The sequence below is a fragment of the Comamonas flocculans genome, from assembly GCF_007954405.1.
Classification (GTDB): Bacteria; Pseudomonadota; Gammaproteobacteria; order Burkholderiales; family Burkholderiaceae_C; genus Comamonas_C; species Comamonas_C flocculans.
The window spans coordinates 2,770,828-2,792,046 of the sequence record NZ_CP042344.1 but is presented as its reverse complement, the minus strand read 5'-3'; the positions used below and the strand labels follow the sequence as shown (position 1 = coordinate 2,792,046).

The 21,219-nt window shown below is 68.2% G+C and carries 23 protein-coding genes, 1 tRNA gene and 2 pseudogenes; 15 read left to right on the top strand and 11 right to left on the bottom strand.

Translation table 11 applies throughout. The features are described 5' to 3' along the window. Nucleotides 1–25 precede the first annotated feature (25 nt). Nucleotides 26–148, bottom strand: a pseudogene (locus FOZ74_RS16405) (DUF4172 domain-containing protein); the annotation flags it as partial. A gap of 11 nt (nt 149–159) precedes the next feature. Here FOZ74_RS16405 and FOZ74_RS16085 point away from each other — a divergent pair. Beyond that, entirely contained in the window at nt 160–564 is a 405-nt protein-coding gene (locus tag FOZ74_RS16085) for a hypothetical protein (RefSeq protein WP_186764598.1), read from the top strand. Nucleotides 565–611: 47 nt separating this feature from the next. Here FOZ74_RS16085 and FOZ74_RS13400 read toward each other — a convergent pair whose 3' ends face one another. The 4 genes from FOZ74_RS13400 to FOZ74_RS13385 all read right to left on the bottom strand — a co-directional run bounded on the left by FOZ74_RS13400 (nt 612) and on the right by FOZ74_RS13385 (nt 3,649). Continuing rightward, nucleotides 612–1,913, bottom strand: a complete 1,302-nt coding sequence (locus tag FOZ74_RS13400; protein ID WP_146913523.1) for a type II toxin-antitoxin system HipA family toxin — start codon at nt 1,911–1,913, stop codon at nt 612–614. A gap of 79 nt (nt 1,914–1,992) precedes the next feature. Beyond that, on the bottom strand, nt 1,993–2,304 hold the full coding sequence (locus FOZ74_RS13395; protein WP_146913522.1) for a helix-turn-helix domain-containing protein: 312 nt from the start codon (nt 2,302–2,304) through the stop codon (nt 1,993–1,995). Nucleotides 2,305–2,315: 11 nt separating this feature from the next. After that, nucleotides 2,316–2,552 carry a hypothetical protein gene (locus FOZ74_RS13390; protein WP_146913521.1) on the bottom strand — a complete coding sequence of 79 codons (237 nt, stop codon included), beginning with the start codon at nt 2,550–2,552 and terminating at the stop codon, nt 2,316–2,318. A gap of 209 nt (nt 2,553–2,761) precedes the next feature. Continuing rightward, the gene (locus tag FOZ74_RS13385; protein WP_146914213.1) at nt 2,762–3,649 is read right to left on the bottom strand and encodes a YicC/YloC family endoribonuclease; all 888 of its coding nucleotides are present in this window, start codon (nt 3,647–3,649) and stop codon (nt 2,762–2,764) included. Between the two features lie 105 nt (nt 3,650–3,754). On the opposite strand from FOZ74_RS13385, the gene FOZ74_RS13380 reads away from it, so the two are divergent. The 5 genes from FOZ74_RS13380 (at nt 3,755) to hemW (ending at nt 8,418) form a co-directional block, all read left to right on the top strand. Next, entirely contained in the window at nt 3,755–4,786 is a 1,032-nt protein-coding gene (locus FOZ74_RS13380) for a serine/threonine protein kinase (protein ID WP_146913520.1), read from the top strand. Continuing rightward, the gene (locus tag FOZ74_RS13375) at nt 4,783–5,688 is read left to right on the top strand and encodes a PP2C family protein-serine/threonine phosphatase (RefSeq protein ID WP_146913519.1); all 906 of its coding nucleotides are present in this window, start codon (nt 4,783–4,785) and stop codon (nt 5,686–5,688) included. The genes FOZ74_RS13380 and FOZ74_RS13375 overlap by 4 nt, the downstream gene beginning before the upstream one ends. A gap of 51 nt (nt 5,689–5,739) precedes the next feature. After that, a complete protein-coding gene (gene rph, locus FOZ74_RS13370) occupies nt 5,740–6,468 on the top strand; it encodes a ribonuclease PH (RefSeq protein WP_146913518.1) in 729 nt (242 codons plus the stop codon). Nucleotides 6,469–6,515: 47 nt separating this feature from the next. Further along, on the top strand, nt 6,516–7,115 hold the full coding sequence (gene rdgB, locus FOZ74_RS13365; protein WP_146913517.1) for an RdgB/HAM1 family non-canonical purine NTP pyrophosphatase: 600 nt from the start codon (nt 6,516–6,518) through the stop codon (nt 7,113–7,115). Nucleotides 7,116–7,206: 91 nt separating this feature from the next. Further along, nucleotides 7,207–8,418 carry a radical SAM family heme chaperone HemW gene (gene hemW / locus FOZ74_RS13360; protein ID WP_146913516.1) on the top strand — a complete coding sequence of 404 codons (1,212 nt, stop codon included), beginning with the start codon at nt 7,207–7,209 and terminating at the stop codon, nt 8,416–8,418. Nucleotides 8,419–8,442: 24 nt separating this feature from the next. On the opposite strand, the gene FOZ74_RS13355 is transcribed toward hemW, so the two are convergent. Beyond that, the gene (locus tag FOZ74_RS13355) at nt 8,443–8,772 is read right to left on the bottom strand and encodes an I78 family peptidase inhibitor (RefSeq protein WP_146913515.1); all 330 of its coding nucleotides are present in this window, start codon (nt 8,770–8,772) and stop codon (nt 8,443–8,445) included. Nucleotides 8,773–8,795: 23 nt separating this feature from the next. Next, nucleotides 8,796–9,923: an SPOR domain-containing protein gene (locus FOZ74_RS13350; RefSeq protein WP_222434170.1), complete on the bottom strand. Its 1,128-nt coding sequence runs from the start codon at nt 9,921–9,923 to the stop codon at nt 8,796–8,798. A gap of 88 nt (nt 9,924–10,011) precedes the next feature. On the opposite strand from FOZ74_RS13350, the pseudogene FOZ74_RS13345 reads away from it, so the two are divergent. The 4 genes and pseudogenes from FOZ74_RS13345 to FOZ74_RS13330 all read left to right on the top strand — a co-directional run. Beyond that, a pseudogene (locus FOZ74_RS13345) lies at nt 10,012–10,557 on the top strand (tyrosine-type recombinase/integrase); the annotation flags it as partial. A 71-nt stretch (nt 10,558–10,628) separates the two neighbouring features. Then, nucleotides 10,629–10,928, top strand: a complete 300-nt coding sequence (locus tag FOZ74_RS13340) for a type II toxin-antitoxin system RelE/ParE family toxin (protein ID WP_432417460.1) — start codon at nt 10,629–10,631, stop codon at nt 10,926–10,928. Beyond that, on the top strand, nt 10,925–11,254 hold the full coding sequence (locus tag FOZ74_RS13335) for a helix-turn-helix domain-containing protein (protein ID WP_146913512.1): 330 nt from the start codon (nt 10,925–10,927) through the stop codon (nt 11,252–11,254). Before FOZ74_RS13340 ends, FOZ74_RS13335 begins: the two co-directional genes overlap by 4 nt. A 109-nt stretch (nt 11,255–11,363) precedes the next feature. Then, nucleotides 11,364–12,113: a hypothetical protein gene (locus FOZ74_RS13330; RefSeq protein ID WP_146913511.1), complete on the top strand. Its 750-nt coding sequence runs from the start codon at nt 11,364–11,366 to the stop codon at nt 12,111–12,113. 145 nt (nt 12,114–12,258) lie between these two features. Here FOZ74_RS13330 and FOZ74_RS13325 read toward each other — a convergent pair. Both FOZ74_RS13325 and hrcA read right to left on the bottom strand, forming a co-directional pair. Continuing rightward, nucleotides 12,259–12,335 (bottom strand) — tRNA-Ile (locus FOZ74_RS13325). A gap of 45 nt (nt 12,336–12,380) precedes the next feature. Next, on the bottom strand, nt 12,381–13,385 hold the full coding sequence (gene hrcA / locus FOZ74_RS13320; protein WP_146914212.1) for a heat-inducible transcriptional repressor HrcA: 1,005 nt from the start codon (nt 13,383–13,385) through the stop codon (nt 12,381–12,383). A gap of 115 nt (nt 13,386–13,500) precedes the next feature. Between hrcA and FOZ74_RS13315 the strand changes: the two genes are divergently transcribed. From FOZ74_RS13315 to rapZ, 3 genes are read left to right on the top strand one after another with little or no spacing between them, the layout of a single operon-like run. Further along, nucleotides 13,501–14,397 (top strand): NAD kinase, encoded by an 897-nt coding sequence (locus tag FOZ74_RS13315; protein ID WP_146913510.1) that lies wholly within the window; start codon nt 13,501–13,503, stop codon nt 14,395–14,397. Nucleotides 14,398–14,399: 2 nt separating this feature from the next. Then, nucleotides 14,400–16,061: a DNA repair protein RecN gene (gene recN, locus FOZ74_RS13310; protein ID WP_146913509.1), complete on the top strand. Its 1,662-nt coding sequence runs from the start codon at nt 14,400–14,402 to the stop codon at nt 16,059–16,061. A gap of 3 nt (nt 16,062–16,064) precedes the next feature. Further along, nucleotides 16,065–16,928, top strand: coding sequence for an RNase adapter RapZ (gene rapZ, locus FOZ74_RS13305; RefSeq protein WP_146913508.1), 864 nt, complete (start codon nt 16,065–16,067; stop codon nt 16,926–16,928). A gap of 62 nt (nt 16,929–16,990) precedes the next feature. Here the strand turns inward: rapZ and mutY are convergent, their stop codons facing one another. Both mutY and mutM read right to left on the bottom strand, forming a co-directional pair. Beyond that, nucleotides 16,991–18,037, bottom strand: coding sequence for an A/G-specific adenine glycosylase (mutY, locus tag FOZ74_RS13300; protein ID WP_146913507.1), 1,047 nt, complete (start codon nt 18,035–18,037; stop codon nt 16,991–16,993). Further along, nucleotides 18,037–18,852, bottom strand: coding sequence for a bifunctional DNA-formamidopyrimidine glycosylase/DNA-(apurinic or apyrimidinic site) lyase (gene mutM, locus FOZ74_RS13295; protein ID WP_146913506.1), 816 nt, complete (start codon nt 18,850–18,852; stop codon nt 18,037–18,039). Before mutM ends, mutY begins: the two co-directional genes overlap by 1 nt. An 82-nt stretch (nt 18,853–18,934) precedes the next feature. Between mutM and FOZ74_RS13290 the strand changes: the two genes are divergently transcribed. Together FOZ74_RS13290 and FOZ74_RS13285 are read left to right on the top strand one after the other, a co-directional pair. After that, nucleotides 18,935–20,707 carry a tetratricopeptide repeat protein gene (locus FOZ74_RS13290; protein ID WP_255437624.1) on the top strand — a complete coding sequence of 591 codons (1,773 nt, stop codon included), beginning with the start codon at nt 18,935–18,937 and terminating at the stop codon, nt 20,705–20,707. Next, complete coding sequence (locus FOZ74_RS13285; protein WP_146913505.1) at nt 20,704–21,216, top strand: lipoprotein insertase outer membrane protein LolB; 513 nt, start codon at nt 20,704–20,706, stop codon at nt 21,214–21,216. The genes FOZ74_RS13290 and FOZ74_RS13285 overlap by 4 nt, the downstream gene beginning before the upstream one ends. Nucleotides 21,217–21,219 lie beyond the last annotated feature (3 nt).

The following is a 21,219-nucleotide window of genomic DNA, read 5'->3' as shown; positions in this document are numbered from 1 at the left end:
TGTGGAGATGATCAGAACGGCAATCTCAGTAGTCTGCCAGTTGGTAGCCTGTACTACGCCCGCCCCCTGGCGATTTCTGCAGTACGCCCAGTGTCAGCAATTGGGTGATGTCCCTCAGTGCCGTATCCGGCGAGCACTTGCCGATGGCGACCACGCTTCGTGCCGCTGGATTCGCTGCAGCGTATCGAAGCGCTGCAGTTTGCGCAAAGCGTCGCACAGGGGCCGAAGGCTCACATGGGTAACCCAGACCGTGGTCTCGTGGAGAACCTGCGGCGCTTCGGCTATGTGACCGCGCGCTTCGGCACCACGAGCAAAGAGCTGGGGGTGACGGCACATGGCCTGCGCCACCAGGCCTTGATCGAGCACTACATCGAACAAACCGGCGCGGTGGCGCCACCCGTGCGCGGTGGTGAAGCAGGGATGGAACTGGACGCCGTGGCGAGGCAATCGACAGCGCACCTGGCAGGGCACCATCGCACTCGCGCCTGCGGCGCGTACCTTGGGGCCGTCCTGCATCGCCGCCAGCATGACGAGCAAGCAGCGCTGCCGCACGAGGATGCTTGACCTGCAGGTGCTTGACGACGCTGTGTCCGGGCTGCTGTCGACCTTCATCAATCGCGCATGAGTTGCTCTTGGCAGTTGTGGATCGATGCTTTCATCCGCTGCACCGTCGTTCGGCGGATCGGATACGCTGCCGCCCGTTGAGAGAAGGTCGCCACCTGCGCCAGCATCCGATCGATGGTGACCTCGGCCGCCTTCGCTGCCACGCCGCCCTCCGAAGCCAGACGCAGCAGATGACTTCGTTGCACGGCGTTGCCTTCGCCGCAGACGTCCATGTGGTGCTGGCCCATGGGGCCTTCGCTGAACGTCAGGTCGAATGCCGGGGCCAGCCGCCAGCGCCGGTCCCGTCCGAGGCGCCAGGCGAAGTTCTTTGGGTGGTCGTCGCGGTTGTGGAACAGTACGTTGAAGACAGCGCGGGCGTAGGCCTTTTCCACCTCGCGCTCGTCGCGGGTCAGCAGGCGTGTGGCGCGCAGCAGGGCGGTGTAGTCCGCGCTGCCGGGCAGGCGAAAGTCCACCTGCAGCAGGCCCGCCAGGCTGTGAACCGGTACGCGCAGGCCCTGTTCGCGATCGAAGCGCGCCACGCCGAAGGCTGCCAGCCTGGACGACAGATCGAACCATGCGCTGGCTGGCACCTCCAGTCCGCAATCGCGGGCCAGTTCGGCATACATCTGCTCGATGGCGCAGACCTCCTTGTGCTCACCCTGGGCGGGGAACTTCACCAGCCAGGGGGAGCCTGGTGCGTCGCCGCGCGTGCTGATACGAGCCCCCACGTCGCTGCGCTCCTGCCCCCCGAGGGGGCGCTGAGCCCCTTGGGGCGGCCCGGCGGGGCTGACGTGGCCCGACCCTGCGTCGTACTGCACCAGCGCCTTGGGTCGTGCGCCTTGCGGGGAGCCTCCCGTCAACGCCAGTTCGCGCAAGGCGACACCAGCTTCGCCGGTCAGGGCGCGCTCGCTTTCTTTGGCCAAGGCCAGCAGATTCCAGTCTGGCTCCTCGGCATCGGGCTCCGTGGCCGGCACGAAGCGCAGGGCGCCCATGGCGCGATCCCCGATGAAGGCCAGGCGATCCAGTGGCCCGGGATGGCGCAGGCCCTGCTGACGGAACAACCGGTCCATGAGCAGCAGGCCCCAGCCATCGGGCAGGCTGTCGGCGATCAGGCCAGGCAGGCGCAGCAGGTGCGGTGGAAAGCTGCCATAGGCGGTGGCACGCAGCTTGAGGTGTAGCGGCGACAGCTCCAGCCCTTGCGCCAGTGCTTCGGGCGCGTATTCGAACAGCAGCGTGGTGCCATCGTCGGCGAGCAAGCCCAGCGGCCAGTCCTCACCCCAGCCGCAGTAGTGGACTGCAAGCCTTTTCATCGCCGGGCCGCCCCAAGATGAAAAGCGCCCCCCTGGGGGGCAGCGACCCGCGTAGCGGCGGAGCGTGGGGGCGCATTCTTCATGTGCTGCTCCGGCGGCGGGCTCGCTGCCGTTGGGTAGCCGCTTCGGCTTTTTCCATCTGAGCGATGGACTGGCGCTTGAGCACGAACAGATCCTCCAGCTCATTGACCAGCCCGAGCGCCTGCACTGCGCGAACCAGTGTTTCCAGTGAAGACTGGCCGCTGCTTTCCAGCTTGCGCAGTGCGCCCAACGAGAGGCCAGCCATCTGCGCCAGCTCGCGCTGGGGCAAGCTCTGGGCCAAGCGCTGCGCACGCACGCGTTGGCCAAGTACCTGGAGGATTTCGCCAGGCGGCGCTAGGTTTAATGTCATTATTTTGTCTTTTATATCACAAAATTCTTTGTAAAAGTCATTTTTATGGTCTTTATATGGCTCCGCCACCAAGCGGCATGTTGCGCAGTGATTTTCCACAGGGCGGCGGGCTGAAGCAGCCGCACCTCATGGGGAGTGCGTGTCATCTGCGCACGAGCGGCGACCGCCTTGCTCATGGCCCATGCCCAGTTCCTGGGCCTGCTTGGCTGGTGCAGTGCCGCCGCGGTGACGCGCTCAGTCTCGGTCATGGCGCGATCTCCACAGCGATTCACGAGGAACCTGTGGGGTAAATGTTCGGGCGCTGTTCCCGAGATCGCGGAGGACTGGACTTCCCACACGATTTACCCCCAGGAATCGTGCGCCACGCTCAAACCGCTTGCTACCTCATGGCATCAATCGCCACACCAACCAGCTGATTTTCAAGGGGTTTTCGGATGGCACGTGCCGCCCTGAAACCTCACTCGATGTTCTGCACCTGCTCGCGCATCTGCTCGATCAGCACCTTCATGTCCACGCTGATGCGCGTGAGCTCCATGCTGGCCGATTTGGAGCCCAGCGTATTGGCCTCGCGGTGCAGCTCCTGGATCAGGAAGTCCAGGCGCTTCCCGATTTCGCCGCCGCGCGTGAGCAGGCGCGCGATTTCATCCAGGTGTGAATCCAGGCGGGTGATTTCCTCGGCCACGTCGATGCGCATGGCGTAGGCGGTGGCTTCGGCCAGCGCACGTTCCTGCACCGCCTCGGGGGTGGCGCTGGACGCACCCAGCTGCATGGCCTGCTCCCAGCGCTGCAGAAAGCGCTCGCGCTGCTGGCGCACCAGTTCGGGCACCATGGGCTCGGCGCGGCGCGCCAGCGCGCGCAGCTGCTGCACGCGATCCTGCAGCATGGCGGCAAGCCGCTCACCCTCGCTGGCACGCGCCTGCTTGAGCGCATCGAGCGCCTGCGCCAAGGCCTGCTGCAGCGGAGCGGCCCAGTCCTGGCGCGGGGCGGACACCTGGCCGCCCAGGCGCAGCGCGTCGGCCACGCTGAGCGCGGCGGCTTCGGGCAGCCAGGCGCGCACGCCGGCCTGCAGGCTGGCCAGGCGTTGCAGCGCGCTGCTTGCGGGCAGCTGCAGCGCGCCCTGCTCGCCCAGGTCGACGAAGGCGCGCACTTCGACCTTGCCACGCTGCAGCGCCGACCCCACCATGGAGCGCACCATGGCCTCGTGCGTGCGCAATTCGTCGGCCAGGCGCAGCGACAGATCAAGGAAGCGGCTGTTGACCGAACGCAGCTCCAGACCCAGGCGCACGCCGCTGTCTTTGCCTGCCGGATCGTCGGGTTGCAGCTGGATGCTGGCGTAACCCGTCATGCTATAAACTGCCATGGGCCTTCTCGTGATTGAACCGTTGCGACATCGCACCAGCGGGAAGAATTATCCCGTCTGCGCCGTGCGCCCGCTCTGAGCAGCCCCACCATGTCCACGCCCTCGCCCAAGGTCAAGCCGGCAGCGCTGCCGGAAAACACCATGATCGGCGGCTACCGCATCGTGCGCAAGCTCGCTGCCGGCGGCTTCGGCGTGGTCTACCTGGCGCTGGACCGCGAAGGCCAGCAGGTGGCGATCAAGGAGTACCTGCCCGCCTCGCTCGCCACCCGCTCGCCGGGCGAGCTGCAGCCCCAGGTGGCGACCGAGAAGCTCTCGCTGTACCGGCTGGGCCTGAAGAGTTTTTTCGAAGAGGGGCGCGCACTCGCGCAGATCGCCCACTCGTCGGTGGTGACGGTGCTCAACTTCTTTCGCGAGAACGAGACCGTCTACATGGTCATGAACTACCTGGAGGGCGCATCGCTGCAGGAGTTCATCATCACCGCGCGCTCGCTCAAGCAGGAGAAGGTGTTTCGCGAGTCCACCATCCGCTCGCTGTTCGACGAGGTGCTGCGCGGCCTGCGCGTGGTGCACCAGCACCGCATGCTGCACCTGGACATCAAGCCGGCCAACGTCTTCATCACCGACGACAACCGCTCGGTGATGATCGACTTCGGCGCCGCGCGCGAGGTGCTGTCCAAGGAAGGCAACTTCGTGCGCCCGATGTACACGCCCGGCTTTGCCGCGCCCGAGATGTACCGGCGCGACTCGGCGCTGGGCCCCTGGACCGACATCTACGCGATCGGCGCCTGCATGTACGCCTGCATGCACGGCTACCCGCCGCCGGAGGCGCCGCAGCGCCAGAGCAAGGACAAGCTGACGAGTTCGCTGCAGAAGCTGCGCGGCGTGTATTCGGACAACCTGATCGAGCTCGTCGAATGGTGCATGGCGCTGGGGCCGCTGGAGCGGCCGCAGTCGGTGTTCACGCTGCAAAAAGAGCTTTCGCGCGAGGGCGAGCGCCGCTACACGCGCCTGTCCATGGCCGAGAAGATGCGCATGCAGCTCGACTCCTTCGTCTCCGACGTCAAGAAGCCCAATTCACCCAAACCCAGCATCGCTTCGGCAACGGGGATGCGCCCGAAATGAAATTTTCCGTCTTTCAACTCAGCCGCCAGGGCGGCCGCGCCACCAACGAGGACCGCATGGGCTACGCCTACACGCGCGATGCCTGCCTGTTCGTGCTGGCCGACGGCATGGGAGGCCACCCGCAAGGCGAGGTGGCCGCGCAGATCGCCATCCAGACCGCCGCGGTCAAGTTCCAGAACGAAGCCAGGCCCATGCTGCCCGACGTCGGCGCCTTCCTCACCAGCGTGGTGATGGTGGCGCACGAGCAGATCCTGCGCTACGCCGCCGCGCGCGGCATGGCCGACGCGCCACGCACCACGCTGGCCGTGGCCGTGGTGCAGGACGGACAGGTGCGCTGGGTGCACTGCGGTGATTCGCGCGTCTACCTGGTGCGCAACAGCAAGCTGCTGGCGCGTACGCGCGACCATTCCTACCGTGAGCTGCGCGACGCCATGGGCACGGCAGACGCGGTCAACCGCAACGTGCTGTTCACCTGCCTGGGCTCGCCCGCGCGGCCGATGTACGACGTCTCCAACGCCATGACGCTCGACAGCGGCGACCGCGTCATGCTGTGCTCCGACGGCCTGTGGGATGCGCTCGACGACAAGGCCATCGTGCGGGTGCTGTCGCACCAGCGCGTGAGCCAGGCGGTGCCAACGCTGGTGGACATGGCGCTGCGCAAGGCCGGCGGCAACAGCGACAACGTCACCGCCGTGGCCATGCAGTGGGAGACCCCGGGCATCCCTGACGCCACCGAGGGCGAAGCGGTGGACACCGGCATCGACGACACCTTTGCCTCTACCATCCAGACCGACGAATTCGAGACCGGCGACAACTTCCTCGACGAGGAAGCGATCGAGCGCTCGATCGCCGAAATCAACGAAACCATACGGCGCACCGCCGCACGCAAGGCCCAGGGCTGAAGCGCCGGCGCGCCCCACCCGGCCCGCCCCGCAAGCGGCGGGCCTGCTTGCATGACCGATACCTACCAACGCAGCAGCGGGCGCGCTGCCCACCAGTTGCGCCCCGTGCGCATCACCCGCCACTACACCATGCACGCCGAGGGTTCGGTGCTGATCGAATTCGGCGCGACCAAGGTGCTGTGCACCGCATCGGTGGAAGACAAGGTGCCGCCGCACAAGCGCGGCAGCGGCCAGGGCTGGGTGACGGCCGAATACGGCATGCTGCCGCGCGCCACCAACACGCGGGGCAGCCGCGAGGCGGCCAAGGGCAAGCAGAGCGGGCGCACGCAGGAGATCCAGCGCCTGATCGGTCGCAGCCTGCGCGCGGTATTCGATCTGGAAAAACTGGGCGAGCGCACCATCACCCTGGACTGCGACGTGCTGCAGGCCGACGGCGGCACGCGCACCGCGGCCATCACCGGCGCCTGGGTGGCCGCGCACGATGCGGTGGGCACGCTGCTGCAAAGCGGTACGCTGGCCGCCACGCCGATCACCGGTGCGGTGGCGGCGATTTCGGTCGGCATCGTGCAGGGCACGCCGCTGCTCGACCTGGAATACGTGGAAGACTCAGCCTGCGACACCGACATGAACATCGTCATGACCGGCGCCGGCCAGTTCGTGGAAATCCAGGGTACGGCCGAGGGCGTGAGCTTCTCTCGCACCGAGCTGGACGAACTGCTGCGGCTGGGCGAACTGGGCATCGCGCAATTGCTCGCACTGCAGCAGCAATCGCTCTCTTGAAGATAGCTGACAGCGCTTGCCAGTCAAGCGTTTGAGCCACTTTTGACATGAAACTTGTTCTTGCCTCGCACAACCCTGGCAAGCTCGTCGAGCTGCAGGCTCTGATGGCGCCGCTGGGTGTGCAACTCATCGCCCAGGGCGAACTCGGCGTGGTCGAGCCCGAGGAGCCGTTTCACACCTTCGTGGAAAACGCGCTGCTCAAGGCGCGCCACGCCAGCCGCGCCACCGGCCTGCCCGCGCTGGCCGACGACGCCGGCCTGTGCGTCGCGGCCTTCGGCGGCGAGCCCGGCGTGCAGACCGCCACCTACGCCACGCGCTTCGGCTACGAAAAAGGCGACGCCAACAACGTGCGTGCGCTGCTGGAGCAGATGCAGGGTGTGCAAGACCGGCGCGCCGCCATGGTCAGCACCCTGGTGGCGGTACGCACGCCGCAAGACCCCGAGCCCCTGATCGCCGTGGGGCGCGTGGGCGGTGAGATCACCCAGGCGCCGCGCGGCAGCGGCGGCTTCGGTTTCGACCCGGTGATGTTCCTGCCCGAATTCGGTAAGACCTTTGCCGAACTGCCCACCGAGGTGAAAAACGCCCACAGCCACAGGGGTCGGGCGGTACGGCAGATGCTTGCGCTCATGCAAGAGTACTGGCTCTGAGGCGCCCGCAGGGCCGCTGAAAACATCAGTCTTTTTTGCCCCAAACGCTTGCTGGGCAAGCGCTGATAGCTAGCATTTCAGGAAGCAACCTATGAATACCGAGACCACGCCGCTGCAGGACGTGCAGCACTACATCGGCCCGGGGCCGCTGCGCCTGCCCAGCCTTCCGCCGCTGTCGATCTACGTGCACATCCCCTGGTGCCTGAAGAAGTGCCCGTACTGCGACTTCAATTCGCACGCACTCAAGGGCGACGAAGGCGCACCCGAGGCGCGCTACATCGACGCCCTCACCGCCGACCTGGAAGCCGCCCTGCCCCTGGTCTGGGGCCGCACGGTCAGCAGCATCTTCATCGGCGGGGGCACGCCCAGCCTGTTCTCGCCCGAATCCATCGACCGGCTGATCGCGATGGTCCGCGCCCGGCTGATGCTGGAGGCGGGCTGCGAGATCACCCTGGAAGCCAACCCCGGCACCTTCGAGAAAGACCGCTTCAAGGCCTTTCGCGACGCGGGGGTGACGCGCCTGTCCATCGGCGTGCAAAGCTTCAACGACGCGCACCTGAAGGCCATAGGCCGGGTGCACGACGCCGCGCAGGCGCGCGCCGCCGCCGAAGAAGCCGCCGAATGCTTCGAGACCTTCAACCTCGACCTGATGTACGCCCTGCCCGGCCAGAGCGTGGCCGAGCTGGAAGAGGACGTGCGCACCGCGCTGTCGTTCGCTCCGCCGCACCTGTCCATCTACCACTTGACGGTGGAGCCCAACACCCTGTTTGCCAAATACCCGCCGCGCCTGCCCGACGACGACACCGCCTGGGAGATGCTCGACCGCATCACCGCGCTGACGGCCGCCGAGGGGCTGGAGCGCTACGAAGTCTCGGCCTACGCGAAGAGCGCGCACCGCTGCACGCACAACATCAATTACTGGTCGTTCGGCGACTACATCGGCATAGGCGCGGGCGCGCACGGCAAGCTCAGCTTTGCCCACCGCGTGGTGCGCCAGGTGCGCTATCGCGATCCGCGCCAATACATGGAGCATGCGCTGGCAGGCAATGCCGTGGCGCAAGAACATGAAGTAGGCAAGCAGGACCTGGCCTTCGAATTCATGCTCAACGCCCTGCGCCTGAAGGACGGCTTTCTGGTGCGCGACTTCTGCACCCGCACCGGCCAGCCCGTCACCGCCATCACCCCGGGCCTGAAGGCCGCCGAGGCCAAGGGCCTGCTCAAGACCAACCTGGTGCACGTGCAGCCGACCGAAAAGGGCTTCGACTTCCTGAGCGATCTGCAGGGTCTGTTTCTGCCCGCATGAAGGCCGGTTGCACCGGCGGTGGCTTCAGCCGCAGCGCGCGGCGAGGATCACGCCCCTGGCATTGACCTCCAGGTTCAGCCGCTGCGCGTCGAACTCCTTGGTCGTCACCTGCCCGGGGTGCAGCACGCGCGCCATGCGCGCGCCGGCGCCCACGCGCGCCCGCTCCACCACCTGGGCGCTGGCCACCTTGCCCACCACGGCCTGCGCGCCGGCGGCCGCGCAGGTGCCGCCCGCCGGGGCGTCGCTGCGCCCCAGCGGCACGGGTTGCGGCTGTTGCGGCTGCTCGGGCATGCTGGTAGTGCAAGCCGCCATGCCGACCGCGCACACCGCGGCTAGCCAGAGTCGGATGTTCATCGTTGCTCCTTGTGTCTGAGGCTTCACTGTACGGCGGGCACCGCGTCCAGCCCCAGCAGGCGCACCCTGGCGGCCGCTTCATTGGCCTGGGCCGCTGAAGTGAAGGGCCCCACGCGCACGCGCTGCAAGGTCTTGCCGCTGGCCGATCGCACCGGCGCCACCGTCACCGGCAAGCCTTCCGCGCGCAGCCGCTCATGCGCGCGCCGGGCATTGGCGGGCTCGGCAAACATGCCCACGTTGATGTAGAGCTGGCGCAGCTCCCGTGGCGGGGCGCGCTTGGCGGCGGCAGCCTTGTCCGGCTTGGCCGCTGGCGGCATTGCAGGGTCCGCCGCTCGCGCGGGCGCCGCGCTGGCGGGGGGCGCCTGCGGGGTTTCGGCCGCACCGGCGGCAGCCAGCGCGGCCAGGGCCGCTTGCGTGTCCCGTTGCAAGGCCGTGGCTTCCACGGCGTCGAATTCCGGCAGTGTGGCCGCTGCAGCTCGCGCCGCCGGCTCGGCTGCGGGGGCGGGCGGCGGCGCCTGCTCCACCGGCCGGATCGGCGTCGCATGGGCCGATGGGCCCGCTTCGGGCGCGGCCTGGCCCGAACCGCCCGCCGTCAGTTGCCACGCTGCCAGCAGCAAGACCGCCAGCAGCACCGTGCTGGCCGCTGTCACCGCCCAAAGCCTGCGGCGCGTGGGCGCGCCCGCCGCCAGAAGCGCCAAGGCCTGTTGCATGTTGGGAGCGGCGCGCACGGCAGCCTCCACCCGCCGCTGCACCTGGCGGTGCAGCAGGGCATCGGCCCACCGCCCAAAGCCCCCAGCCAAGGCCAGCCACAGCGCCAGCGCAAGCCCGGCCAGCATCGAGGGCGGCAGCACCAGCAGCACCTGCGCCCCCGACAGCAGCAGCACCAGCGTGGTGACCAGCAGCAGCCACAACGCGAACCAGGACCACAGGCCGCGAAACGCCAGCCACGCAGGCGCCACCCCGGCCGCGGCCCAGTTCCACGAGGGCAGCGCGCGCCCCGCGGCATCGAGCCGCGCAAAAACCTTCAGGTAGCGCTCGAGGTGCGCCGGCCCCAGCGCCGCCGCTCTGAGCTGCGCGGGCAGCCCGCCGACACCGTCGGCCGGCGCAGGCATGCCAAGCGGCTGGGGCAAGCTATCGGCAGGATCGGACATGGGGCGAAGGCGGGCAGACAGCGAAACGATGCGGGGACCCGGCGATTATTAGCGGTCCCGCAGCCCAGCCCAAACGCATGGGCCAGCCAACGCCGCCGCAAGCGCTTACCTGCAATGCCTGCTGCTGACTGGCGCCCGCCCGGGCGAGCTGCTGGGGCTGCGCTGGGAGGACGTGAACGTGCAGTGGCATGGCCTGACGATTCGCGACAAGGACGAAAGCAAGGGAGGCGTTGAAGGCACCCGCGTTATTCCCCTGACGCCCTACGTACACCATCTGATTGCCGCGCTGCCGCGCCGTGGCGCCTTCGTCTTTGCTGGCACCAGTGGCACCAAGCCCATGAGTGCACCCCAGCACCTGAGCCGCAGCGCCTGCGCCGTGGCTGGCGTGAGCGTCACCTTGCATGGCCTGCGCCGCAGCTTTGGAAGCTTGTCCGAGTGGCTGGAATTGCCCGCTGGCGTGGTGGCGCAGATTCAAGGCCACAAGCCCAGCGCCACCGCTGAAAAGCATTACCGCGTGCGCCCGCTCGACCTGCTGCGCCTGCACCATGAAAAGTTCGAGGCGTGGATTTTGGAACAGGCCGGGGTTCAATTTGACGCCAGCATGGATCCGGGCAAGCTGCGCGCCGTGCCTTGACACGATGCCCTTCATAATACAAATTTCAGTATAATTACCCCATGAAGCCTATCGAGTTTCGGGGTAGTGCGTTGGATGACCTGCGCAGCTTTCCGCAGCCAGCCATGCGCGATGCGGGCTACCAGCTTGACCGCGTGCAACACGGCTTGCAGCCCGACGACTTCAAGCCCATGCCCAGCATTGGCGCTGGCGTGGAAGAACTGCGCATATGGGATGAAGCCGGAACGTTCCGCGTGGTGTACCTGGCGCGCATGGCCGATGCGGTCTATGTGCTGCACTGCTTTCAGAAAAAGACCCAGCAAACCGCCAAGCGCGATATTGAGCTGGCCCGTAGGCGTCTTAAAGACTTGATGAAGGAGCTTGCGCCATGACCGACAACCAACGATTCACCAGCGTCTGGGACGCCATCGAGGACACCCCGCAAGAGGCCGCCAGTCTGCGCGCCCGTTCCCATCTGATGATGAACATTGCCGAGGCCATTCGCGTGCAGGGGCTGACCCAGGCCCAGGCCGCCGCCCTGTTTGGCGTGACCCAGCCGCGCATATCCGACCTGGCGCGCGGCAAGGTAGCGCTGTTCTCGCTCGACGCCCTAATGGACATGGCCGCCGCCGCTGGCATGGCCCCCGCTATCACCGTGACCGTGCCCAAGGTGCCAGCCGCTAGGCGTGCAAGAAAGCGCGCACCCGCCCACGCCTGACAAGTTACGCCCCAGCTAGGCCAGCTTCGAAACCTGGCCGAAAAGCCGGAAACCTTCGCCGGCCTGCTGGGGCACCGGAACGAAGGTCAGCACTGGAAGGGGTGCAACGATGAATGATTTTCCGCCGCTACCGCACTTTTTGACTTTGGGCGAAGCCGCCCAGGCCGTGGCAGACCGGACGGGCAAGCCTTGGACTGCACGCCAAATATTGGGCTGCGCTGAACGCCACGAAATAACCGTTTTCGCCCGGATTGACCGCGCTGCAAAATTTGTGCGCGTGCAACCAACTGACGGCCGCACAAACAAGATTGCCGCCGATGCTGGCAGTCTTCCGATACTTGGCGCGAAGGCCGTTCAAGCCCTGCTACTGACTGGAGAGGCAAGCTCTACCGGCTGGGAAGAACCGGCTACTGTGGACTTTTTCGGCGAGCCTATGCGGGCATGGGCCCGTGCCTTTGAGCTTGCCCAAGGTGAAGAACCGCCCAGGGTGGGGATAGACGATTGCCGCGTAACCGATGGCCGCGCTGCCGGCCCACAGCATGAACAGGGCTTCGCCGCTTCAACCGCCGCCGCTGCTGGCATGACCAAGCAGGCCATCAACCAGCACCTGGCCCGCGCCGAAGCCCTAGGCGATGACCTGCAGCGCATCACTGGCACAAGCCTGGATAAAGGTGTGCGCAAACTGCGACCCCTCCTTCCCGCGCGCGCATGGGCGGCACCAGGCTTCTCACTTGAAACCGTTTCAAGTGAGGGTTCCCCCCCGCGCGCGTGGGCGGCACAATTCGGGCCAGTCGCGTTTCAAACGCGGGTGGTTCCCCCCGCGCGCGCATGGGTGAGCCCTGGTGCGCTCACTTCGTAAAAACGAAGTGACGGTGCACCCCGCGCGCGCCGGGTGAAGGATCTAACCGGCGCGTATTTGGCAAAAGTGCCTACAGATTGCCTACAAGCAACACCAAAAGAAAAACCCCGCTAGTGTTTATGTAGCAGGGTTTCCTTTGCTATCCTGGTAGGCCGTGTTGGACTTGAACCAACGACCAAAGGATTATGAGTCCTCTGCTCTGACCAGCTGAGCTAACGGCCCGAAAGCATGGCCCGCGCAGGGCGGGCCGGGGCGCATTGTAGTGGCTCAGCTGCGGTGGCTCAGCGCGTTGGAGACGAGCCGCGAGGTGATGTCCACGATCTGGATCATGCGGTCGTAAGGCATGCGCGTCGGCCCGATCACGCCCAGCGTGCCCACGATCTGGCCGTCGACCTCATAGGGGGCGCTGACCACGGACAGCTCTTCGAACGGCACCACCTGGCTTTCGCCGCCGATGAAGATGCGCACGCCCTCGGCGCGGCTGGAGATGTCGAGCAGGCGCAGGATCTGCGTCTTTTGCTCGAACAGCGTGAAGGCGCGGCGCAGGTTGTCCATGTCGCTGGAAAAGTCGCTCACCGCCAGCAGGTTGCGCTCGCCGGAGATGATGACCTCGTCCTGCGATTCGTCCAGCGCCTCGCTGCTGGCGCTGACCGCTGCCTGCATGAGCTGGACGATCTCGGCGCGCAGGCTGTCCACTTCGCTCTTCAGGCGCTCGCGCACCTGTTCCATGGTCAGGCCGCCGTAGTTGGTGTTGAGAAAGTTGGCCGCCTCGACGAGCTGCGACTGGCTGGGGTCGGTCTCGGTGAAGATGACGCGGTTTTGCACGTCGCCGTCGGGCGAGACTATGATCACGAGCACGCGCCGCTCCGACAGCCGCAGAAACTCGATGTGCCGGAATACCGAGGCCCGGCGCGGCGCCATCACCACGCCGACGAACTGCGACAGGCTGGAGAGCATGTGCGCCGCATGCGCTATCACTTTTTGCGGCTGCTCGGGCTTGATCTGCAGGTGCGGCAGACGCTCTTTCTGCACCGTGAGCATGGTGTCCACGAACAGGCGGTAGCCCTTGGCGGTGGGGATGCGCCCGGCCGAGGTGTGCGGGCTGGCGATGAGGCCGAGCTCTTCCAGATCGGACATGACGTTGCGCACCGTGGCCGGCGAAAGCTCCAGCCCGGAGGCGCGCGACAGCGTGCGCGAGCCGACCGGTTGCCCCTCGGCGATGTAGCGCTCCACCAGCGCCTTGAGCAACAATTTGCCACGCTCGTCCAGCATGCGTTTCATTCTAGGGCCAGTCGCGGCCCGCACCCCGCTCCGCGCCCCCGAGCACCGCACCAGCGCTTACCATAGCAAGCCATACCGGCCCGCAGCGGGTGTTGTAATCAAGGCCATGCAATCCATCTTCCACCGCGTCGCCGTGATCGGCAAGTACCAGAAGTCGCGCGCACGCAGCGTGCCCGACACCTTGTGCAAGGCGGTGCGCGAGATCGCCGCCTTCGCGCTGCAGCACGGCTGCGAGGTGGCGCTGGACGATGAAACCGCGGTCAATGTCAAGCTGCGGGACTTTCCCACACACGACCTGGACGCGATCGGGCGCCACTGCGACCTGGCGCTGGTGGTGGGCGGCGACGGCACCATGCTCAGCGTGGGCCGGCGTCTGGCGCGCCATGGCACGCCGCTCATAGGCATCAATCAGGGGCGGCTGGGCTTCATCACCGACATCGCGCTCGAAGGTTTCGAGGCCATGCTCGCGCCCATGCTCGAGGGGGCCTATGAAGAGGATGTGCGCCCGCTGATGCACGGCAGCGTGCTGCGCGGGCGCGACTGCGTGTTCGAGGCGCTGGCACTCAACGACGTGGTGGTCAATCGCGGCTCGACCTCGGGCATGGTGGAGCTGCGCATCGAGGTGGACGGCGACTTCGTCGCCAACCAGCGGGCGGACGGGGTCATCATCGCCTCGCCCACCGGCTCGACCGCCTATGCGCTGTCGGCCGGCGGGCCCATGCTGCATCCCTCGATTCCAGGCTGGGTGCTGGTACCGATCGCGCCGCACACCCTCACCCACCGCCCCATCGTGCTGCCGGACGCGGCCGAGGTGGCGATCGAGCTGCTGAGCAAGCGCGAGGCCAGCGCCAACTTCGACATGCAGTCGCTCGCCCAACTCAAACCCGGCGACCGCGTGCTGGTGCGCCGCTCACCCTACAGCGCCTGCTTCCTGCACCCCGTGGGCTGGAGCTACTTCGCCACCTTGCGCAGCAAACTGCGCTGGAACGAAGGGGGATCCTGAACATGGCCCTGCGCCGCATCGCGCTGCGCGACTTCGTGATCGTGCGCGAACTCGATCTGGACGTGCACGCAGGCTTCACCGTGCTGACCGGCGAGACCGGCGCGGGCAAGTCCATCCTGATCGACGCGCTGCAACTACTGCTGGGCGCGCGCGCCGACACCGCGCTGGTGCGCGAAGGCGCCGAGCGCGCCGAGGTCAGCGCCGAGTTCGACGCCCTGCCCGCCGCGCTCCTGCCCTGGCTGGACGAAGCCGGCATCCCGCACGACGACGGCCTGCTGCTGCGCCGCAGTGTCGATGCGCAGGGACGCAGCCGCGCCTGGATCAATGCCGTGCCTGCCACGGCCACGCAGATGCGCACGCTCGGCGAATGGCTGATCGACATCCACGGCCAGCACGCCTGGCAGAGCCTGACGCGCGCCGACGCCATGCGCGCCCTGCTCGATGCCTACGCGGGCGCGGACACCCGGGAAGTGGCGCGCACCTGGAGCGCCTGGCGCGCGGCGCACGCGGCGCTTGCCCAGGCGCTCAGCGCGCAGGACAGCCTGCAGCAGGAGCGCGAGCGCCTGCAGTGGCAGATTGCGGAGCTGGAAAAACTCGCCCCGCTCGAAGGCGAATGGAGCGAGCTCGACGCCGAACACACGCGCCTGGCCAACGCCCAGGCGCTGCTCGCAAGCGCCCGGCAGGCGCTGGACGCGCTGCAGCCCGACGAGGGCCGGGGCGCGCTCGGGCAGCTTGCCGGCGCGCTGCAGGCACTGCAGGAACAGCTGGCGGTGGAGCCGCAGTTCGAGCCGCCGTGCACCGCCCTCACCTCCTGTCTGGCAGAAGCCGAGGACGCCGCGCACAGCCTGCACGGCTACCTGCGCCACAGCGAACCCGACCCGGCGCGCCTGGAGCAACTGCAGGAGCGCCTGTCGCTGTGGCTGCAGCTGGCGCGCCGCTACCGGCGCACGCCCGAGGAGCTGCCCGCCCTGCTGGCCGGCTGGAGGGCTGCGCTGCACAGCCTGGACGAGGCGAGCGACCTGCAGCGGCTGCAGGCCGCGGAGCAGCAGCAGCGCCAGGCCTACGACAAGGCCGCGCAGCTGCTGTCGCGCGCACGGCGCAAGGCGGCCACGCCGCTGGCCGCAGCCATCACCCAGGCCATGCAGGGCCTGGGCATGACGGGCGGGCGCTTCGTGGTGGAGGTCAGCGCCGCCAGCGAGCCGGCCACGCACGGCATCGACCAGGTGCAGTTTCTGGTTGCCAGCCATCCGGGCATGACGCCACGCGCCGTGGGCAAGGTAGCGTCGGGTGGCGAGCTTTCGCGCATCGCGCTGGCCATTGCGGTCACCACCAGCGCGCTCGGAGAAGTGCCGACGCTGATCTTTGACGAAATCGACTCGGGCGTGGGTGGCGCCGTCGCCGAGACCGTGGGGCGGCTCATGCGCCGCCTCGGGCGCGACCGCCAGGTGCTGGCCGTCACCCACCTGCCGCAGGTGGCCGCCTGTGGCGACCAGCACTGGCTGGTGGCCAAGCACAGCACGCGCACGCAAACCAGCAGCAGCGTGGCGGCCCTGAGCGGCCAGCAGCGCACGCGCGAGATCGCCCGCATGCTCGGCGGCGAGCACCTCTCGGCGACCACGCTGGCGCACGCCGGCGAAATGCTGGCCGGCGCGGGGGAGGCTTAGGGCGTGTCGCTTGAACTCGTGCTCATCACCGGCATGTCCGGCTCGGGCAAGACGGTGGCGCTGCATGCGCTGGAGGACGCGGGCTACTACTGCGTGGACAACCTGCCGCCCGAGCTGCTGGGGGCTTTCGCGCGCCTGGAGCACCGTGAGCATGCCAACCGCGTGGCGCTGGCCATCGACGTGCGCAGCGCCGCCGCCCTGCCCCTGGTGCCGCGCCAGCTCGAGGAACTGCGCACCGAGGGCGTGAAGGTGCAAACGCTGTTCCTGGACGCCAGCACCGAAACCCTGGTGCGGCGCTTTTCCGAAACGCGCCGGCGCCACCCGCTGTCCAAGGAAGAGCTGCGCGACGGCCGCCAGGCGCTGGTGCAAAGCATAGGCCTGGAGCGCGAGCTGCTGGCCGAGCTGCGCGAGCAGTCGCTGGTGATAGACACCAGCACGCTGCGCAACGCCCAGCTGCTGGCCTACGTCAAGAAGCTGATGGCGCTGCCGCCGGGGCGGCTCACGCTGGTGTTCCAGTCCTTCGCCTTCAAGCGCGGCATTCCCATGGACGCGGACTACATCTTCGACGTGCGCATGCTGCCCAACCCCTATTACGACCCCCAGCTGCGCCCGCTGACGGGGCGCGACGCCCCGGTGGCCGACTTCCTGCGCCAGCAGCCGGAGGTCGCCAGCATGCAGGCGGACATCACCGGCTTCCTGCAGCACTGGCTCGCGCCGCTGGCGCACAACCACCGCAGCTATGTGACGGTCGGCCTGGGCTGCACCGGCGGGCAGCACCGCTCGGTCTATCTGGTGGAGCGACTGGCCGAACACTTTGCAGGCGACTGGACCACGCTCAAGCGCCACCGCGAACTGGATGGCAGCTGAAGCACTTCAGATATTCAGAAGAAATTGGCCGCAAACGCTTGACTGGCGTGCGGTAGCAGCTATCAAAAGAGCGATTCTTCCGAAGCAATCAGACCCGCCAACAGCTTGCGTATCGGCGCGGGCAGGCCCAAGGCCCGCCATTCAGCCGGCGCAAACCAGTCCCCGGGCAGTCCCTGCGGCGGCGCCCGCACCAGCACCGGATGCAGGCGCAGCTCGCGGTGCGTGAGCACATGGGTAAACGCTGGCCATTCCTCGGGCTGCGCCCGCGGCGCCAGCAGCGCGTCGAGCGCTGCACGACTGGGCGCCACCGGTGGGCAATGCAGCCCCGCCCAGATGCCCTGCTGTGGACGCCGCGCCAGCCAGCAGCGGCCGGCGGCATCCAGGCAGATCAGCAACCACCAGTCTTCGCCGCGCCGCTGGGTGCGGCGGCTGCGCACCGGATATTCGCTCTGGCGCCCCTGGCGGCGCGCGATGCACGGCTCGGCCAGCGGGCAGCGCGCGCAATCGGGATTGCGGGCCAGGCAGACGGTGGCGCCCAGGTCCATCAAACCCTGGGTATACAGCGCCATGGTGTGCGCCAGATCGCTGCGCGGCAGCAGCTCCTGCGCCAGCGCCCACAGCGCGCGCTCATTGGCTGCCTGCGACAGGTCGGCGGCAAAACCCAGCACGCGCGTGAGCACCCGGCGCACATTGGCGTCCAGGATGGGTGCGCGCTCGCCATGGCAGAAGGCGGCGATCGCGCCGGCGGTGGAGCGGCCTATGCCGGGCAGCTGCGCGAGCTGCGCGCTGTTTGCGGGAAACACCCCACCGTGCTCGGCCACCACCACCTGGGCGCAGCGGTGCAGGTTGCGTGCCCGGCTGTAGTAGCCCAGCCCGCTCCACAGGGCCAGCACCTGCTCCTGGCTTGCAGCCGCCAGCGCCCGCACGTCGGGGAACTGCGCAAGAAAGCGCGGGTAGTAGTCCAGCACCGTCACCACCTGGGTCTGCTGCAACATGATTTCCGACAGCCACACCCGGTAGGGATCGCGCGTGCCCTGCCAAGGCAGGTGCCGGCGTCCGTGCGTCTGCTGCCAGCGCACCACGCGGTCGGCCAGGTCGGCGGGCTGCATCAGCGCGCCTGGCATCGCGGGCAGTAGAAGCTGCTGCGCTGGCCCTGGCGCAGCAGGCGTATCGGCGTGCCGCAGGCCATGCAGGGCAGCCCCGCACGGCCATAGACGCTGGCCTGCAACTGAAAGTGGCCGCTGTCGCCCTGCACGCCGGAAAAGTCGCGCAGCGTACTGCCGCCGCTGTCCACCGCGCGCGCCAGCACCTCGCGGATGGCCGCATGCAGGCGCCGCACCCGCTCCGGTCCCAGGCGCGCGGCAGCGATCGTGGGGCGTATGCGCGCGGCAAACAAGGCTTCGCTTGCATAGATGTTGCCCACGCCCACCACCACCTTGCCAGCGAGCAGCACCTGCTTGATGTTCTGGCGCGTGGCCTTGAGCGCTCGGGCAAAGCGCGTCAGGTCGAAGTCGTCGGACAGCGGCTCCATGCCCAGGCCGCCCAGCAGCTTGCGCGCGGCGGGCGCAGCCTCGCTCGCTGCCCAGACCACGGCGCCAAAGCGGCGCGGGTCGTGCAGGCGCAGCAGGCCGTGCTCGGTCTGCAGCTCGAAGTGGTCGTGCGCACCCGCAGGCGGCAGCGCCGCGGCAAAGCGCAGGCTGCCGGACATGCCCAGGTGCAGCAGCAGCAGCCCATCGCTCAGGTCAAGCAGCAGGTACTTGCCACGCCGGCGCACGGCCAGCACGCGCTGCCCGATCAGGGTTCGGGGGGCCGTTCCAAGCGGCCAGCGCAAGGGTTTGCCCAGCACCACCGCGGTGATGCGCGCGCCCGCGATCGCATCGGCAAATCCGCGGCGCGTGACTTCGACTTCTGGCAGTTCCGGCATGGTCAGGCAGGCCGCGCCTTTGCGCCGCCCGCAGCGTTGCGTCGCGCCACCAGCGGCGCAACCCATCGATTATTATGGTGCGATGCCGCGCACACCCCGCCTCGTGTCGTCCACGCTGCTGAGCAGCTTCTTCGCCCTGGCCGCCGTGGCCCAGCCGGCGGCGACCGGCACCCCCAGCCCGGCGGAAATGCGCGGACCTGCCCAGCAAGCGTCAGAGGCCGTGCGTGCTGCAGCGACGGCCGAACTGTTCTATGAAGTCCTGCTGGGCGAGCTGAGCACCGAAGCAGGCAAGCCCGGCGAAGGCTATGCCCTGATGCTGGACGCCGCGCGGCGCAGCCAGAGCAGCGAGCTCTACCGCCGCGCCACCGAGATCGCCCTGCAGTCGCGCTCGGCGCAGGCCGCGCTGGTGGCAGCGCAGGCCTGGCAGCAGGCCGACCCCGAGTCGCGCGACGCCAACCGCTTCGTGCTGCGCATCCTGGTGGCGCTCAATCGCATTGCGGAAAGCCGTCCCGCGCTGGAGCGCGAGCTGGCGCTGGCGGCTCCCCAGCGGCAGGTGGCGGTGATCAACGCGATTCCGCTGCTCTACGCCCACGCCAGCGACAAAGCCCTGGCCGCGCGCGTGGTCGAAGAGGCCATGAGCGAGCTGCTCAAGCAGCCCGCCACCGCCGCCAATGCCTGGACCAGCGTAGGCCGCATGCGCCTTGCCGCCGGCGACCGCATCGGCGCCCTGGTGGCCGCGCGGCTGGCGCACAAGTTCGACGGCGACAACGACGCCCTCGCGGGGCTGGTGCTGCAGCTGCTCGACGAGAAGATGGCCGAGGCCGAGCCTTTGCTGCACCCTTACCTCGATGGCGAGCCTCTGCCCGAAATCAGCATGGGCTACGTGCGCTATCTGGCCGAGAGCAACCAGACCAGCGCCGCCCTGGCGCAGATGAACACCATCACCGCCGAACAGCCTGACAACATGCAGGCGCTGCTGCTGCAAAGCACTCTGCAACTGCAGGCCCACCAGCTGGACGCAGCCGAAGCCAGCCTGAACCGTTTTGCGGCGCTGCACGAGAAGCAGCCGGTTTCCGAGCGCACCGAGGCGCTGACCCGCCAGATGTATCTGCTGCGCTCGGAAATCGCACAGCAGCGCGGCGACCTGGACCAGGCCGAGCACTGGCTCAGCCTGACGGACGACGACGACTCGCGCCTGGCGGTGCAACTGCGCCGGGCGCTGCTGATGGCGCGCCAGGGGCGCCTGGGCGAAGCGCTGGCGCTGCTGCGCAACCTGCCCGCCAGCAACGACGCGCAAGCCGCCGCGAAGCTGCAGGCCGAAGCCGCACTGCTGCGACAGGTGGGCCTGACGGAGCGCGCCTACGAAGTGCAGGCCCGGGCGGCGGCATTGCAGCCGGACAATGACGACTATCTCTATGAACAGGCGATGCTTGCCGAGAAGCTCGAACGCCTGCCCGAGATGGAGCGGCTGCTGCGCACCATTCTGGAGCGCAATCCCAAATACCACCACGCGCTCAACGCGCTGGGTTTTTCGCTCGCGGACCGCGGCCTGCGCCTGCAGGAGGCCAAGTCGCTGATCGAGCAGGCGCTGGAGCTCGCACCCGGTGACCCTTACATCACCGACAGCCTGGGCTGGGTCGAATTCCGGCTGGGCAATCGCCAGCGCGCGCTGCAGTTGCTGCAGCAAGCCATGCGCGGCCAGCCCGATCCCGAGATCGCCGCGCACCTGGGCGAGGTGCTCTGGAAGCTCGGCGAGCGTGCGCGTGCGCGTGAAGCCTGGCGCGCTGGCCTGCGCCTGAAGCGCGACAACGATACGCTGCTCGAGACCATGCGGCGCTTCGGGGTGCGCCCTTGAGGCCTGCCCTGCCGGCGCGGCGCCAAGCCCTGGTCCTGCTCGCCGCAAGCTGGCTGGCCGCCTGCGCGCCCCTGCCGCCCGCCTCCCCCGACGCGGCCAAACCCGAGCACTGGCGCGGGCGTCTTGCGCTGCAGGTACAGGCGCTCGGGCCGGACCAGCCGGCCCAGTCGTTTTCCGCCGCCTTCGAGCTGCAGGGCAGCGCCGAGCAGGGACAGCTCACGCTCTACAACCCGCTGGGCAACGTGCTCGCACAGCTGAGCTGGAAACCGGGCCTGGCGGTGCTGGACGACGGCAATCGCCAGCAGCGCTCGCCGTCGCTGCAAGCGCTGGCAGAGGCGCTGACTGGCGCCAGCATTCCCGTCGCGGCGCTCTTTGGCTGGCTGCATGGGCGCAAGGCGCAGGCCAGCGGCTGGGAGGCGGACCTTGCGGCGCTTGACTCGGGCCGCATCGTCGCCACGCGCCTGCAGCCGCTGCCCACCGCGGTGCTGCGCGTGGTGCTCGAGCGCTGAGGC

Excerpts from the sequence above, each read along its gene's own strand:
- rdgB (WP_146913517.1), top strand. The coding sequence starts at position 6,516 with ATGAAACTTGTTCTTGCCTCGCACAACCCTGGCAAGCTCGTCGAGCTG.
- hrcA (WP_146914212.1), bottom strand. The coding sequence starts at position 13,385 with ATGCTGGACGAGCGTGGCAAATTGTTGCTCAAGGCGCTGGTGGAGCGC.
- FOZ74_RS13375 (WP_146913519.1), top strand. The coding sequence starts at position 4,783 with ATGAAATTTTCCGTCTTTCAACTCAGCCGCCAGGGCGGCCGCGCCACC.
- FOZ74_RS13350 (WP_222434170.1), bottom strand. The coding sequence starts at position 9,923 with ATGTCCGATCCTGCCGATAGCTTGCCCCAGCCGCTTGGCATGCCTGCG.
- mutY (WP_146913507.1), bottom strand. The coding sequence starts at position 18,037 with ATGCAGCCCGCCGACCTGGCCGACCGCGTGGTGCGCTGGCAGCAGACG.
- FOZ74_RS13335 (WP_146913512.1), top strand. The coding sequence starts at position 10,925 with ATGACCGACAACCAACGATTCACCAGCGTCTGGGACGCCATCGAGGAC.
- FOZ74_RS13395 (WP_146913522.1), bottom strand. The coding sequence starts at position 2,304 with ATGACATTAAACCTAGCGCCGCCTGGCGAAATCCTCCAGGTACTTGGC.
- FOZ74_RS13385 (WP_146914213.1), bottom strand. The coding sequence starts at position 3,649 with ATGACGGGTTACGCCAGCATCCAGCTGCAACCCGACGATCCGGCAGGC.
- FOZ74_RS13290 (WP_255437624.1), top strand. The coding sequence starts at position 18,935 with ATGCCGCGCACACCCCGCCTCGTGTCGTCCACGCTGCTGAGCAGCTTC.
- rph (WP_146913518.1), top strand. The coding sequence starts at position 5,740 with ATGACCGATACCTACCAACGCAGCAGCGGGCGCGCTGCCCACCAGTTG.
- FOZ74_RS13355 (WP_146913515.1), bottom strand. The coding sequence starts at position 8,772 with ATGAACATCCGACTCTGGCTAGCCGCGGTGTGCGCGGTCGGCATGGCG.
- FOZ74_RS13380 (WP_146913520.1), top strand. The coding sequence starts at position 3,755 with ATGTCCACGCCCTCGCCCAAGGTCAAGCCGGCAGCGCTGCCGGAAAAC.
- FOZ74_RS13390 (WP_146913521.1), bottom strand. The coding sequence starts at position 2,552 with ATGACCGAGACTGAGCGCGTCACCGCGGCGGCACTGCACCAGCCAAGC.
- FOZ74_RS13315 (WP_146913510.1), top strand. The coding sequence starts at position 13,501 with ATGCAATCCATCTTCCACCGCGTCGCCGTGATCGGCAAGTACCAGAAG.
- FOZ74_RS13400 (WP_146913523.1), bottom strand. The coding sequence starts at position 1,913 with ATGAAAAGGCTTGCAGTCCACTACTGCGGCTGGGGTGAGGACTGGCCG.
- hemW (WP_146913516.1), top strand. The coding sequence starts at position 7,207 with ATGAATACCGAGACCACGCCGCTGCAGGACGTGCAGCACTACATCGGC.
- FOZ74_RS13330 (WP_146913511.1), top strand. The coding sequence starts at position 11,364 with ATGAATGATTTTCCGCCGCTACCGCACTTTTTGACTTTGGGCGAAGCC.
- recN (WP_146913509.1), top strand. The coding sequence starts at position 14,400 with ATGGCCCTGCGCCGCATCGCGCTGCGCGACTTCGTGATCGTGCGCGAA.
- mutM (WP_146913506.1), bottom strand. The coding sequence starts at position 18,852 with ATGCCGGAACTGCCAGAAGTCGAAGTCACGCGCCGCGGATTTGCCGAT.